This is a genomic window from Kingella denitrificans ATCC 33394, assembly GCF_000190695.1.
GTDB lineage: Bacteria > Pseudomonadota > Gammaproteobacteria > Burkholderiales > Neisseriaceae > Kingella_A > Kingella_A denitrificans.
In genome coordinates this window covers 117,514-131,139 of sequence record NZ_GL870929.1, presented here as the reverse complement: position 1 = coordinate 131,139, position 13,626 = coordinate 117,514, and the positions used below count along the sequence as shown (strand labels likewise).

The window sequence follows — 13,626 nt, the reverse complement described above, 5'->3', positions numbered from 1 at the left end:
AATCATCCAATGACCGAACCGTTAGAGCCCAAATCCGAAGTGCAAGCAGAACCCAAACCCGAAGTGCAGCCGGAACGCGGTCCCGAGCGGATTCCGGAAGCCAGAACCAACCGGAAGCCGGCCGATGCGAAATCTGATTTGACCTTTGATTTGACACCCGATGCCCAACCTGAAGCCAAGCCCGATGTGAAATCCGATTTGGAATCCGACGATTTCACGATGGAAGAATACGAAGAGCTGAAAAGGCGCAACCGAAGCCGTTTGATTGGCGCGGGTGCGGTAACCGTGTTGGTGTGCAGCCTGCTTTGGGCGGTTACCGGCAACGAGTCCGCCGACAAAAACAAAGCCGCCGCCGAAGCCAGCGCGGTATCGCCGCAAATTTCTGTCGCCGCCTCCGAAGCCGCACACGACACCGCCGCCAACGAAGAACCCAACTTGATGGTGAGCGCGCCGGAAAGCAGTGCGCCTTCGGACAACATGGCCAGCATTGCCGCGTCGGACACAGCCAAACCCGTTGCCGAAGCGCCGAAAGCAGAAACTCCACCGACCGAAGTGCAACATACCGAAGAGCAGCCTGCACTTTCCACAGCCGAACAACGCCGCCAAGCGCAAGAGCAGCAGCAACGTGAACGTGCCGAACGGAAAGCAACGCGCGAACAAGCCCGCATTGCCGCCGAGCGCGCCGCCGAACAAAGCCGCCGCGAAGCACAGGCCGTGAATGCCCGCTTGGCCGCCGAACAGGCCAGCCGCCAAAAAGCCGCCGCCGAACGCGCACGCCAAGCACAGTTGGCCGCCGAACAGAAACGCCAGTCCGACCGCGCGGCATGGCTGGCCAAACAGCAGGCGCAGCAGCAACGCGCCCAAGCACAGGCGCAAAACCAAGCCCCTGCCGACAAACCCGCACCGGCAGCCGCACAAAAGCAGCCTGCACCTGCCGTATCGGGCGGACGCGTGATGGTGCAAGTCGGCGCGTATAGCACGCAGGCTGCGGCACAGCAAGCCCAAAACAAACTGAAATCCCTGGGCTACGGCACGCAAACCGAGGCCGTCCGCACTGACAAAGGTACCATGTACCGCGTGCGCGCCACCGGTTTCGCCAACCGTGCCACCGCCGAACAAGCCGCTGCCAAAATGAGAAGCCAGGGCTTGGGCAGCATGATTATCGAGCCTAAATAACCATGATATTCACCACATTCGATATTGCCGCACTGCTGACCGTCTTGGTCTGCTTGAGCATTTCGGCAATGCGCGGCCTGATGGGCGAAGTCGTTTCGTTTGTCGGCTGGATTGTTGCGCTGATTTTGGCACGCGCATTGGCCGTGCCCGTTTCCGATGTCGTGTTTACCAGCATGAATCCGCGCCCGATGGCCGTGGTGTGCGCATTCGTGCTGGTCTATATCGGCGCGCGCATTGGTATCGTGCTGCTGCACCAAGTTTTGGATTTGGTGGTGAAAAAAGTCAAATTATCGGGCGTGAACCGAATGCTGGGCGGCATATTGGGCACCATCAAAGGCGTTTTGGTGGTCGGATTGGTCGTGCTGGCCTGCTCGTTCAGCAACCTGCCGCAAGACCCCGAATGGCGCAATGCGGCCACCGCACCGTTTTTCGAACATATCGCGCTGATGGAAAAAGATTACCTGCCGGATTTCTTGGCCAACCAAGTCCAACTACCCAGCAAGGGCAATATGCAGGCTGCTTTGGAAGCCGCCGGCGCATCCGAACCGGCACCCGCCAAAATCCAATCATTGAAACCTTAACAGGAGTAAGCACCTATGTGTGGCGTATTAGGCCTTGTGGCTCACGAACCCGTCAACCAATCACTCTATGACGGCCTGCAAATGTTGCAGCACCGCGGACAAGACGCCGCCGGGATTGTGACCACACAAAATGGCTGTTTCCACATGCACAAAGGCAAAGGCATGGTCCGCGAAGTCTTCCGCACGCGGAATATGCGCGATTTGCACGGCCACGCGGGCATTGCCCATGTGCGCTACCCCACCGCGGGCAATGCGGGCAGCTCCGCCGAGGCGCAACCGTTTTATGTCAGCTCGCCCTTCGGCATTGTCTTGGCGCACAACGGCAATCTGACCAATACCGCCGAATTGTCGCAAGAGGTGTATGCCAAATATCTGCGCCACATCAACACGCAATCCGACAGCGAAGTGCTGCTCAATGTGTTCGCCCACGAAATCCGCCGCGAAGTATCCGCCAACGAAGACCCGACCCGCCTGAATCTCGACAATATTTTCAACGCCGTGGCCAAAGTGCACCAGCGTGTGCGCGGCGCTTACGGCGTGGTGGCCATGATTGCGGGCTACGGCATGGTGGCCTTCCGCGACCCCAACGGCATCCGCCCGCTCATCATCGGCACGCAGCAACAGGACGGTAAAACCGCTTATGCCATCACCAGCGAAAGCGTCGTATTCGGCGGCCTGAATTACGAAACTTGGCGCGATGTCGCCCCCGGCGAGGCCGTCTTCATCGACTTTGCCGGCAATTTCCATGCGCGCCAGTGCGCCCAATCACCCAGCCTGAAACCCTGCCTGTTCGAATACGTTTATTTTGCGCGCCCCGATTCCGTGATTGACGGCGTGTCGGTGTATCAGGCACGGCTGGACATGGGCGTGACGCTGGCAGAAAAAGTGAAGCAGCACATCAACTTGGACGAAATCGACGTAGTGATGCCCATTCCCGACACCAGCCGCCCCAGCGCGATGGAATTGGCCAGCCATTTGGGCAAACCATACCGAGAAGGCCTGATTAAAAACCGCTATATCGGCCGCACCTTCATCATGCCCGGCCAGGCAACGCGCAAAAAATCCGTGCGCCAAAAACTCAACCCGATTCCCAGCGAATTTGTCGGCAAAAACGTGCTTTTGGTGGACGATTCCATCGTGCGCGGCACCACCAGCCGCGAAATCGTGGACATGGTGCGCGAAGCCGGCGCGAAGAAAGTATTTTTCGCCTCCGCCGCGCCCGAAGTACGTTATCCGAACGTGTACGGCATCGACATGCCGACGCGCGAAGAATTGATTGCCAACGGCCGCAGCGCAGAGCAAATCGCCCGCGAAATCAATGCCGATGCCTGCATTTTCCAAGATTTGCACGATTTGGAAGCCACTATCCGCGCGCTCAACCCGAACATTGCCGGATTTGACGATTCGTGCTTCAGCGGCTGCTATGTGACCGGCGACATCGACAGCACTTATCTGGACGCGCTTTCGGCGCACAAAAAGCAGCCTGCAACGCTCATCATGCCCGGCGTTGTGGAATACAGTGTCCGCATTGAAGATACGGCGGAATGAAAACGGCTCGAAAGCAGCCTGCACTTTAGAAAATCACGGTGCAGGCTGCTTTTTGATTGACGAACCGGCAGGAAAACACTATAATCCGCCGTTTTCGAAGCCATCGTCACCAACCTATCCGGCTGCCCAGTGAATGGGCAATTTCTTTTTGCAGGTTGCCGCGATGTAACCCACGGTATTCAACACCGGCGACAACTTTGCTGCAAAATCTTCTGCCATCGCATTTCGCGATGATTTAAATTTTCCGCGTCCCATGCTTCTACGGCTGCCTGTGCATTAAGCATAGGCAAAATGTTGTTGTTTTCCAACAGGAAAAAACATGACGATTAAATTCGCCGACTTAAATTTAGACAAAAACATCCTTTCCGCGCTGCAAGCGGCGGGCTACGACAGCCCCACGCCGATTCAGGCGCAATCCATTCCCGCCGCACTGGCCGACAAAGACATTATGGCCAGCGCGCAGACCGGTTCCGGCAAAACCGCCGCATTCCTGCTGCCCAGCCTGCAAAAAATCGTGAAACGCAGCGAAAAACCGGGCAAAGGCCCGCGTGTTTTGGTGCTGACCCCCACGCGCGAATTGGCGGCGCAAGTGGAAAAAAACGCACAGATATACGCCAAAAACATGAAATGGGTGCGATCGGTAACACTGGTGGGCGGCTCATCTTTCGGCCAGCAAATCAAAGCGATGAGCAAGCCAATTGACATTATCGTGGCCACGCCCGGCCGGTTGATGGACCACATGCGCAGCGGCCGCGTGGATTTTGACCGGCTGGAAGTGCTGATTTTGGACGAGGCCGACCGCATGTTGGACATGGGCTTTATCGACGACATCGAAACCATTGTCGCCGCCACGCCCGAAGACCGCCAAACGCTGCTGTTTTCCGCCACTTGGGACGGCGCGGTCGGCAAACTGGCGCGCAAGCTGACCAAAAATCCCGAAGTGATTGAAATCGAACGGGAAGACAAGCAAGGCAAAATTGACGAGCAATTATTGTATTGCGACGACAAAAACCACAAAAACCGCCTGCTCGACCATATCCTGCGCGATGCGAACATCGACCAATGCGTGATTTTTACATCGACCAAAGCCATGACCGAAGTGCTGGCGGACGAATTGTACGAAAAAGGCTTTGCCGCCAACTGCCTGCACGGCGATATGCCGCAAGGCTGGCGTAACCGTACGCTGATGGATTTGCGCAAAGGCCGTTGCAAAATCTTGGTGGCCACCGATGTGGCCGCGCGCGGTATCGACGTGCCGACCATCACCCATGTGATTAACTACGATTTGCCGAAACAGGCGGAAGATTATGTCCACCGCATCGGCCGCACGGGGCGCGCGGGGCGTTCGGGTTTGGCAATTTCCTTTGCGGAAGTGAACGAATACATGGCGGTGCACAAAATCGAGCGCTACATCGGCCGCAAGCTGCCCGAAGTGCTGATTGAAGGCTTGGAGCCGACCCGCAAGCGCAATAAAAACGCCGAACGCAAACCGCGCGGAAAAGGCGGCTTCGGCGGCAAACGCGAAGACGGCCGCTGGGGCAAAGGCGGCAATAAAAAATCCTTCGGCGACAAGCACGGCGGCTTTAAGAAAGACGGTGCAAAACGCGAAGGCGGCTTCAAAAAAGACGGTTTCAAAGCCAAACCGAAAAACCATAAACCGCGCGATTGATGCGGTGCGAATAAAAAAGCAGCCTGCACTTCAAATTCTGGAACGTGCAGGCTGCTTTTTCCATCCTGCCGCCAAAGCAGCTTGCACCTTCAGGATTCCATTATGTTCACCGACACCCACTGCCACCTTGCCGACCCGGCCTTCCGCCACGACCTGCCCGATATTTTGCAAACGGCGCGCCATGCCGGCGTGTCGGGCATTATCGTGCCATCCGCTTCGCCCGATGATTGGCAGACGGTGCTGGATGGGCAGAAACAGCCCATGATTCGCGCGGCAGCCGTGGGCATTCACCCGTGGTATCTGCACACGCAATATGCAGGCTGCTTTGACGATTTGGCGCATTTGCTGGCGCAACATCCGCGGGCGTGGGTGGGCGAAATCGGTTTGGATTTCCATGAAAAATCGCCTTTTGCCGCACAGCGCGAACAGCAAATCCAATGCTTTGAGACGCAACTGGATTTGGCGCAACAATTCCGCCGCCCCGTGATTCTGCATTCGCTCAAAGCCACCGATGCCATTGTGCAGAGCCTGCGCCGCACCGGTTTTTCGCAAGGCGGCATTGCACACGCTTTTTCAGGTAGCCCGGAAGAAGCGCAACGGCTGATTCGGCACGGCTTTTTGATTGGCCTGGGCAACCTGCTGCTTCAACCTGCCGCCAAAAAAGTGCGCCGCCTTGCAGGCAGCCTGCACATCAACCATATCGTGCTGGAAACCGACAGCCCGTTCGGATTGAAAGCGCAGCGCAACACGCCGGCCAACCTGTTGCCCATTGCGCAGGAAGTCGCCCGAATCCGCCAAATTCCGCTGCCCAAACTGGCGCTCGCCTGCGAACAAAACCTGCAACGGCTGCTGCACCGCGGCGAAAGCGGAGTTAATCCGCCATAACCCTTGCCCAAGCGTTGTGTTGGGCATACAATCCAATCTCCGTATTTCCCCATTGGCCGCACCGAAAAAGCAGCCTGCACACCATCAGAAAGCACACCACTATGCGCAATTTCCCCATTTATAACTTTTCGGCCGGCCCCGCCGTATTGCCGGAAAGCGTTTTACGCACCGCCCAAAGCGAAATGTTCGATTACAACGGCACCGGCTTTTCCGTGATGACGATGAGCCACCGCTCCGACGTGTTCGCCAGCATCTTGTATCACGCCGAACAGGATTTGCGCCAACTCATGGGCATCCCGTCCAATTACAAAGTCCTGTTCCTGCAAGGCGGCGCATCGGCGCAGTTCAACCAGGTCGTGATGAACCTGGCCAACGGCTTCAAACGTGTGGACAGCGTGGTGACCGGCAACTGGTCGCAAATCGCCCACTCGCAAATGGGCAAATTGTCCGACTGCGAAATCCATCTGGCGGCCGACGGCAAACGCGACTACAACTTCACCAACCTGCCGCCCGTCTCCTCTTGGGACATCGACAAAGATTCCGCCTTCGTGCATTTCGTGATTAACGAAACCGTGCACGGCCTGCAATACCGCGACCCGCCGAAACTGGACGACGGCATGCCGCCTTTGGTGTGCGATATGTCGTCCGAAATCCTGTCGCGCAAAGTCAATGTGTCCGATTTCGGTGTGATTTATGCCGGCGCGCAGAAAAACATCGGCCCTTCCGGCGCCACCATCGTGATTATCCGCGAAGATTTGCTGGACCGCTGTTCCGACCGCGTGCCCGACGTGTGGAACTACAAATCGCACGTCGAGCGCCAAGGCATGTACAACACGCCGGCCACCTACCCGATTTACATTGCCGGCCTGGTCTTCCGCTGGCTGCAATCGCAAGGCGGTGTGGAACACATGGAAACCATCAACACGCTGAAAGCCAAAACGCTGTATGCCGCCATCGACGGCAGCGGCGGCTTCTACCAAAACCGCGTCCACCCCGGCGCGCGCTCCAAAATGAACGTGGTCTTCACCACGGGCAACGCGCAACTGGACGAACTCTTCGCCCAAGAATCCACCACGCGCGGCCTGCAACTTTTGCGCGGCTACAAAGCGGTGGGCGGCATGCGCGCCAGCATCTACAACGCCATGCCGCTGCAAGGGGTCGAAGCCCTGATTGACTTCATGACCGAATTCCAAAAACGTTACGGTTAATTCCTTCCAACCAAAGCAGCCTGCACGGCAAATTTCCAAGTGCAGGCTGCTTTTGCAAGCTGTTTATATTGACCAACCCCATGTTTACACGCCGACAATTCCTCCGCACCGGCAGCCTGTTGCTGCTCCCGTCCGCACTGGCGCAGGCAGGCGCGCAACGCGAAGAAACGCTTGCCGACGACGTGGCCAGCATCATGCGCCAATCCGTAGAACACGCCAGCCCGCCCTATTTGGTGTTCGACCGCGCCACAGACGCGCAACGCTGGCTCAACGAAATGTCCGCACGGCTCACCCGCTTCATCGACAACGAACTCTACCGCCGCCGCCTGCTCACCATGATTCAATACGAAGCCACCCGTGCCGACCTCAACCCGCAAATGGTGCTGGGGCTGATTGAAGTGGAAAGCGCCTTCCGCCAATACGCCGTGAGCAACGTGGGCGCCAAAGGCCTGATGCAGGTCATGCCCTTCTGGCAGCGCTATATCGGCAACGAAAGCCACAACCTGTTCGACATCCGCACCAACCTGCGCTACGGCTGCACCATCCTGCGGCATTACAGCAATCTGGAAAACGGCAACCTGCACCGCGCCCTGGCACGCTACAACGGCAGCCTCGGCAGCAACCGCTATCCCAACGCCGTCATCGGCGCATGGCTGAACCGCTGGCAATGGACGCTGGAAACACAGCAGCCTGCACCGGCCGCCTCCACCGCAGCCTAAACCGCCGATTCAAAGCCCTGCCATAGGTGCAGGCTGCTTTCAGCACCGCCCGGATTCGTTTAAAATACACACATCTTTTGTATAAACACCCATTTTCTTTATGATTTCCGCTCCCGACACCCTGGATTTGGCCGCCTATGCCGAACGCGCCTATTTAGAATACGCCATGAGCGTGGTCAAAGGCCGCGCCCTGCCCGCCGTGCAAGACGGGCAAAAACCCGTGCAGCGGCGTATTTTATACGCCATGAAAGACATGGGCCTGGTCCACAACGGCAAACCCGTCAAATCCGCGCGCGTAGTGGGCGAAATCCTCGGCAAATACCACCCGCACGGCGACAGCTCCGCCTACGAAGCCATGGTACGCATGGCGCAAAACTTCACCCTGCGCTATCCGCTGATTGACGGCATCGGCAACTTCGGCTCGCGCGACGGTGACGGTGCGGCCGCCATGCGTTATACCGAAGCACGTTTAAGCCCGATTGCCGATTTGCTATTGAGCGAAATCCAGCAAGGCACGGTCGATTTCGTGCCTAATTACGACGGCGCGGAAAAAGAACCCGTGCTGCTGCCCGCACGCCTGCCCATGGTGCTGCTCAACGGCGCCAGCGGCATTGCCGTGGGCATGGCCACCGAAATCCCGTCCCACAACCTGACCGAAATCACCCAAGCCGCCATCGCCCTGCTGAAAAATCCGAATTTGAACACGGCCGATTTGATGGCATACGTCCCCGCGCCCGACTTTGCCGGCGGCGGACACATCATCACGCCGGCCAAAGACGTGCGGCAGATATACGAAACCGGCAAAGGCAGCCTGCGCGTGCGTGCGCGGTACGAAATCGACAAAATGGCGCGCGGGCAATGGCGCGTCATCGTATCGGAGCTGCCGCCCAACACATCGTCCGCCAAAATCCTGGCCGAAATCGAAGAGCAGACCAACCCCAAGCCCAAAGCCGGCAAAAAGCAGTTGAGCCAAGACCAAATCAACACCAAAAAGCTCATGCTGGATTTGATTGAAAAAGTGCGCGATGACAGCGACGGCGAACACCCCGTCCGCCTGATTTTCGAGCCGAAATCCAGCCGTATCGAACCGCAGCATTTCGTGAACACGCTGATGGCGCAAACCGGATTGGAAGGCAATGTTTCCGTGAATCTGGTGATGATGGGCGCGGACAACCGCCCGGCGCAGAAAAACCTGAAAACCATCTTGCAGGAATGGCTGGACTACCGCGTCGCCACCGTAACGCGCAGGCTGCAACACCGCCTGAACGCGGTGGAACGGCGCATCCATATTTTGGACGGCCGCCTGATTGCGTTCCTGCACATCGACGAAGTCATCCGCGTTATCCGCGAAGCCGACGAACCCAAAGCCGACCTGATGGCCAATTTTTCCCTTTCCGAAATCCAAGCCGAAGATATTTTGGAAATCCGCTTGCGGCAATTGGCGCGTTTGGAAGGCATCAAGCTGGAAAACGAATTAAACGAACTGCGCGAAGAACAAAGCAGCCTGCACACCCTGCTGGGCGATGAAAACGCCAAGAAAAAACATATCATCAAAGAAATGCAGGCCGATGCGAAACAGTTCGGCGACGCACGGCGCACGCTGGTGGAAGCCGCCGAACGCGCCACGCTCACGCAAACCACGGCAGACGAACCCGTTACGTTGATTCTGTCGCAAAAAGGCTGGATTCGCGCACGGTCGGGGCACGATGTCGATATTGCCCAAACCGTGTTCAAAGAGGGCGACGGATTGCAGCAAATCCTGCCCGCACGCACCGTTCAGCCCGTCATCGTGCTGGACGACTCGGGGCGCAGCTACACCATCAACCCTGCCGACATCCCCAAAGGGCGCGGCGACGGCGTGCCACTGGCTTCCCTTATCGACATGCCGGCCAACGCGCAAATTGTTTCCATGCTCACCGGCGAACCCGAAGACCACTACCTGCTTGCCAATTCGGGCGGCTACGGCTTTATCTGCAAACTGGAACACCTGCATTCGCGCCTGAAAGCAGGCAAAACCGTGATGACGCTGGACAACGGCGAAACCGTGCTGCCGCCTGTGTGCGTGCACCTGTCGTCCCTCATCAACCCCGACTGCAAAATCATGCTGGCCACCGCGCACAACCGCCTGCTGGCCTTCCCGCTGGGCGAAATGAAAATTATGGCCAAAGGGCGCGGCCTGCAAATGATCAGCTTGCAGGAAGGCGACCGCGTGCAGCGGCTCAATGTGCTCTCGTCTGCCGATTACCGCCTCACCATCGTGGGCAAACGCGGCGGCATCAGCCATGAAACGCTGCACATTGCCGACATCACGCAAAAACGCGGCCGCAAAGGCAAGATTTTGGATATTGCAGGCAGCCTGCACGCCATCGAAGCCGCATCACCATAGGAATCCGCCATGTCGAAAGCCGAAAAATTATTAGACTGGGACATGCAGACACAATACCTGCTGAAGCTCATCAATATCGCACGGGTAACCATCCTGTTCTCGTTCCTGATATTTTTGATTGCCATCAACAGCCTGCGCGTTCCCATCACCCACCTTTCCTTCGCGCCGCTGATTCAAAACCAAAGCTGGCTGTTTGTATGGTGCGGCATGTACAGCATGATTATTCTGGTCAGCCTGTTTTACCCGAATTGGGCGTTGCAGAAAAAAAACACACTGCCCAACATCAGTGCGGTGGTCGATATTACGATGATTGCCGTGCTCATGTTCCTGACCGGCGGCATGCGTTCGGGCTTCGGCATTTTGATGCTGCCTTTTCTGGCCACTTCCTGCCTGCTGAGCTACGGCCGCTTTCCGCTGATTTACGGCAGCTATGCCTCCTTGCTGATTGTCATTGATGCCGCTTTCGCCATGGATTTATGGTCAACGGAAGGCATCCATAAAAATTTCACGCTCATTACCAGCCAGCTTTTCTCCATCGCCGTGTGTTATCTGGTGCCGCTGCTTACTTCGTTTTCCGCAGAATATCTGGCACACGTCAACCAGAGGCTCAAAAAACAGAAAACCGCATTCGACCGAATCAGCGGCCTGAACGATATTGTGCTCAACCGTGTGCAGGAGGGCGTGATCGTATTGGACCGGCAATGCAAAGCCTGGCTGTTTAACCAGCAAGCGCAGGAAATCATTCCCGAACTCAAGCTCAACGAACCTGTAGAGGATTTACAAAGCGTGGTGGATACATGGTCGCTGCGCCCAACGGCCTCCTGCCGCCATAATATTACGGTGCATGGAACGCAGGTATATGTCCGCGCCATTCCGCTGGTGCAGGAAGAAACCGAACTGCTCATGCTGTTTATCCGTGATCAAGCCGAACGGGAACGCGAAGCACAAACACTGAAACTGGCGGCACTGGGCGTGCTCACATCCAATTTGGCGCACGAAATCCGCAATCCGCTGTCCACCATCCGCCATGCCAGCGATTTGCTGCGCGAAAGCGACGAATACCAACAACCGCAAATCACCAAGCTGACCAATATGGTGGAAAAAAACATTTCGCGCATCGATAAGATGATCGAAGACATTTCTGCGCTGAACAAACGCAATAAGGCCGATATACAGGACATCGAACTGAAAACCTTCTGGCAAAATTTCCAACAGGAGTTCCAATTAAGCCATCCGCAAAGTGCAGGCTGCCTGCACATGGAAATCCACCCGCAAAACCTGGTCGGCCGTTTCGACCCGCAGCATTTGCAGCAGATTTTATGGAATTTGTGCAACAATGCTTGGCGGCACAGTAAAAAAATCCGCGACAGCGTGATTGTGCGCATTTACGTGTCGGGCAAAGATATTGTGATACAGGTGGCGGACGACGGCGGCGGCGTGGTGCCCGAACTCCTGCCGCACCTGTTCGAGCCTTTCCAGACCACGCATGAAGCCGGCACGGGTTTGGGGCTGTATGTTTCGCGCGAACTGGCGCACGCCAATCATGGCAATTTGCAGTACCAACCAGACACCAAAACATTCGAATTAAGCATGAAAAGGAAAACAGATGAGTAAAAACAGCTTGAACCGCCCAGTTTTGGTGGTGGACGACGAGGCCGACATCCGCGATTTGATGGAAATGACGCTCATGAAAATGGGCTTATCGGTGGACACGGCCGAAGGCGTTACAGCAGCCAAGAAAAAACTGGACAAAAACCGTTATTCGCTGGTGCTGACCGATATGCGTATGCCGGACGGCTCGGGCCTGGAAGTGGTGCAGCACATCGTGAAGCAGCAAACCGACACGCCCGTTGCCGTGATTACGGCGTTCGGCAATGCTGACCAAGCGGTGCAGGCATTGAAAGTCGGCGCATTCGATTATCTGCAAAAACCCATCACCCTGTCGCAACTGCGCACGCTGGTAAAATCGGCCATTAAGGTGCAGGAAGAAAACGATGCGCCGCCCGCAGCGGCAGAGAAAAAGCAGCCTGCACCCAAAAAAGCAGCAGCAGCCGAAAACATGGCCGAATTGAGCGACGACAGCGAATGGCAGGCAGCATTGGAAAGCCTGAACGAAGCAGCGCAAGCCATTGCCAATACTGAAAAAGATACCGATGCGCTTCCCGAACCCGGCGTGAAACCCGTCTCCAACCGCAAAACCAAATCGAACGCCGCCAAAACCGAAGAAATCGTACACGAAACCAGCGGCAGCGGCTTAACCGTAGCGCCCGATTTGCCGCGCCTTTTGGGCTCTTCGCCGCAAATCGAACAGGTGCGCCAGCTCATCCGCAAACTCGCCTCTGCCAATGTGCCCGTGTATATCTCGGGCGAAAGCGGTTCGGGTAAAGAGCAGGCTGCACGCAGCATCCACGAACTTTCGCCGCGCAAAGACGCACCGTTTATCGCCGTGAACTGCGGCGCGATTCCCGAAAACCTGATGGAAAGCGAATTTTTCGGTTACAAAAAAGGCAGCTTCACCGGCGCAGACCAAGACCGCTTGGGCTTCTTCCAACACGCACACGGCGGCACGCTGTTTTTGGACGAAGTGGCGGATTTGCCGCTGGCCATGCAGGTGAAGCTGTTGCGGGCGATTCAAGAGAAAGCTGTGCGCCGAATCGGCGATGCGCAGGAAGTTAAAGTGGACGTGCGGATTATTTCCGCCACCCACAAAAACCTTGCCGCACTGGTGGAAAGCGGCGCGTTCCGCCAAGACTTGTTCTACCGCCTGAACGTGGTCACGCTGAACATGCCGTCCCTGCGCGACATGCACGAAGACTTGTGGGGGCTGATTCAACACATTCTGAACCGCCACCAAGTCGGCAATATCTCCATGACCGAAGAAGCGCGCCAAGCCCTGCTGCACTACAATTACCCGGGCAACTTCCGCGAACTGGAAAACATTTTGGAGCGCGCGGTGGCACTTTCGGCCGACGGCGTGATTGACGTGGACGACCTGCAAATCAACCTCGATCCGCTGAACAAACCCGAGCCGATGGAAAACGATGGCAGCCAACACTCGGTCGTGAACGGCCTGCCGAATTTCCAAATGGGCCACACGCAGATTCAGGATTATTTGGACGATGTCGAAAGGCAGATTTTGCAATCCGCCTTGAAGATTACGCAGAACAACCGCACGCAGGCGGCCAAAATGCTGGGCATCAGCTTCCGTTCCATGCGCTACCGTTTGGAACGCCTGAATATCGAATAAACCGCACCGAATCGGGCGGCACATCAGGCAGCCTGCACCTTGGAAATTAAAGCAATAGATTGATTTATAGTGAATTAAAATCGTAATGATACGGCGTTGGCTCGCCTTGACGTACTACTTGTACGCCTTGCGGCTCGCCGCCTTGTCTCATTTTTATTTTAATCCACTATATCAATAAGATAAAACAATTCAGGCGCAGCAAACCGC

The 13,626-nt window shown here is 56.5% G+C and carries 10 protein-coding genes; all 10 read left to right on the top strand.

Annotated elements, in window-relative coordinates; translation table 11 throughout:
- Window positions 1–9: 9 nt before the first annotated feature.
- Window positions 10–1,176: an SPOR domain-containing protein gene (locus HMPREF9098_RS00610; protein ID WP_003780960.1), complete on the top strand. Its 1,167-nt coding sequence runs from the start codon at window positions 10–12 to the stop codon at window positions 1,174–1,176.
- A 2-nt stretch (window positions 1,177–1,178) separates the two neighbouring features.
- Complete coding sequence (locus tag HMPREF9098_RS00605; RefSeq protein WP_003780959.1) at window positions 1,179–1,757, top strand: CvpA family protein; 579 nt, start codon at window positions 1,179–1,181, stop codon at window positions 1,755–1,757.
- A gap of 15 nt (window positions 1,758–1,772) precedes the next feature.
- Entirely contained in the window at window positions 1,773–3,305 is a 1,533-nt protein-coding gene (gene purF, locus HMPREF9098_RS00600) for an amidophosphoribosyltransferase (protein WP_003780957.1), read from the top strand.
- A gap of 319 nt (window positions 3,306–3,624) precedes the next feature.
- Window positions 3,625–4,974, top strand: a complete 1,350-nt coding sequence (locus HMPREF9098_RS00595; protein WP_003780952.1) for a DEAD/DEAH box helicase — start codon at window positions 3,625–3,627, stop codon at window positions 4,972–4,974.
- Window positions 4,975–5,076: 102 nt separating this feature from the next.
- Window positions 5,077–5,859, top strand: a complete 783-nt coding sequence (locus tag HMPREF9098_RS00590; protein ID WP_003780949.1) for a TatD family hydrolase — start codon at window positions 5,077–5,079, stop codon at window positions 5,857–5,859.
- Window positions 5,860–5,960: 101 nt separating this feature from the next.
- Window positions 5,961–7,067 carry a phosphoserine transaminase gene (serC, locus tag HMPREF9098_RS00585; RefSeq protein WP_003780947.1) on the top strand — a complete coding sequence of 369 codons (1,107 nt, stop codon included), beginning with the start codon at window positions 5,961–5,963 and terminating at the stop codon, window positions 7,065–7,067.
- 80 nt (window positions 7,068–7,147) lie between these two features.
- Window positions 7,148–7,786: a lytic transglycosylase domain-containing protein gene (locus HMPREF9098_RS00580; RefSeq protein ID WP_050781258.1), complete on the top strand. Its 639-nt coding sequence runs from the start codon at window positions 7,148–7,150 to the stop codon at window positions 7,784–7,786.
- A gap of 100 nt (window positions 7,787–7,886) precedes the next feature.
- Window positions 7,887–10,172, top strand: coding sequence for a DNA topoisomerase IV subunit A (parC, locus tag HMPREF9098_RS00575; protein ID WP_003780943.1), 2,286 nt, complete (start codon window positions 7,887–7,889; stop codon window positions 10,170–10,172).
- Window positions 10,173–10,181: 9 nt separating this feature from the next.
- The gene (locus HMPREF9098_RS00570; protein WP_003780942.1) at window positions 10,182–11,786 is read left to right on the top strand and encodes a sensor histidine kinase; all 1,605 of its coding nucleotides are present in this window, start codon (window positions 10,182–10,184) and stop codon (window positions 11,784–11,786) included.
- Entirely contained in the window at window positions 11,779–13,419 is a 1,641-nt protein-coding gene (locus HMPREF9098_RS00565) for a sigma-54-dependent transcriptional regulator (RefSeq protein WP_003780940.1), read from the top strand. Before HMPREF9098_RS00570 ends, HMPREF9098_RS00565 begins: the two co-directional genes overlap by 8 nt.
- Window positions 13,420–13,626 lie beyond the last annotated feature (207 nt).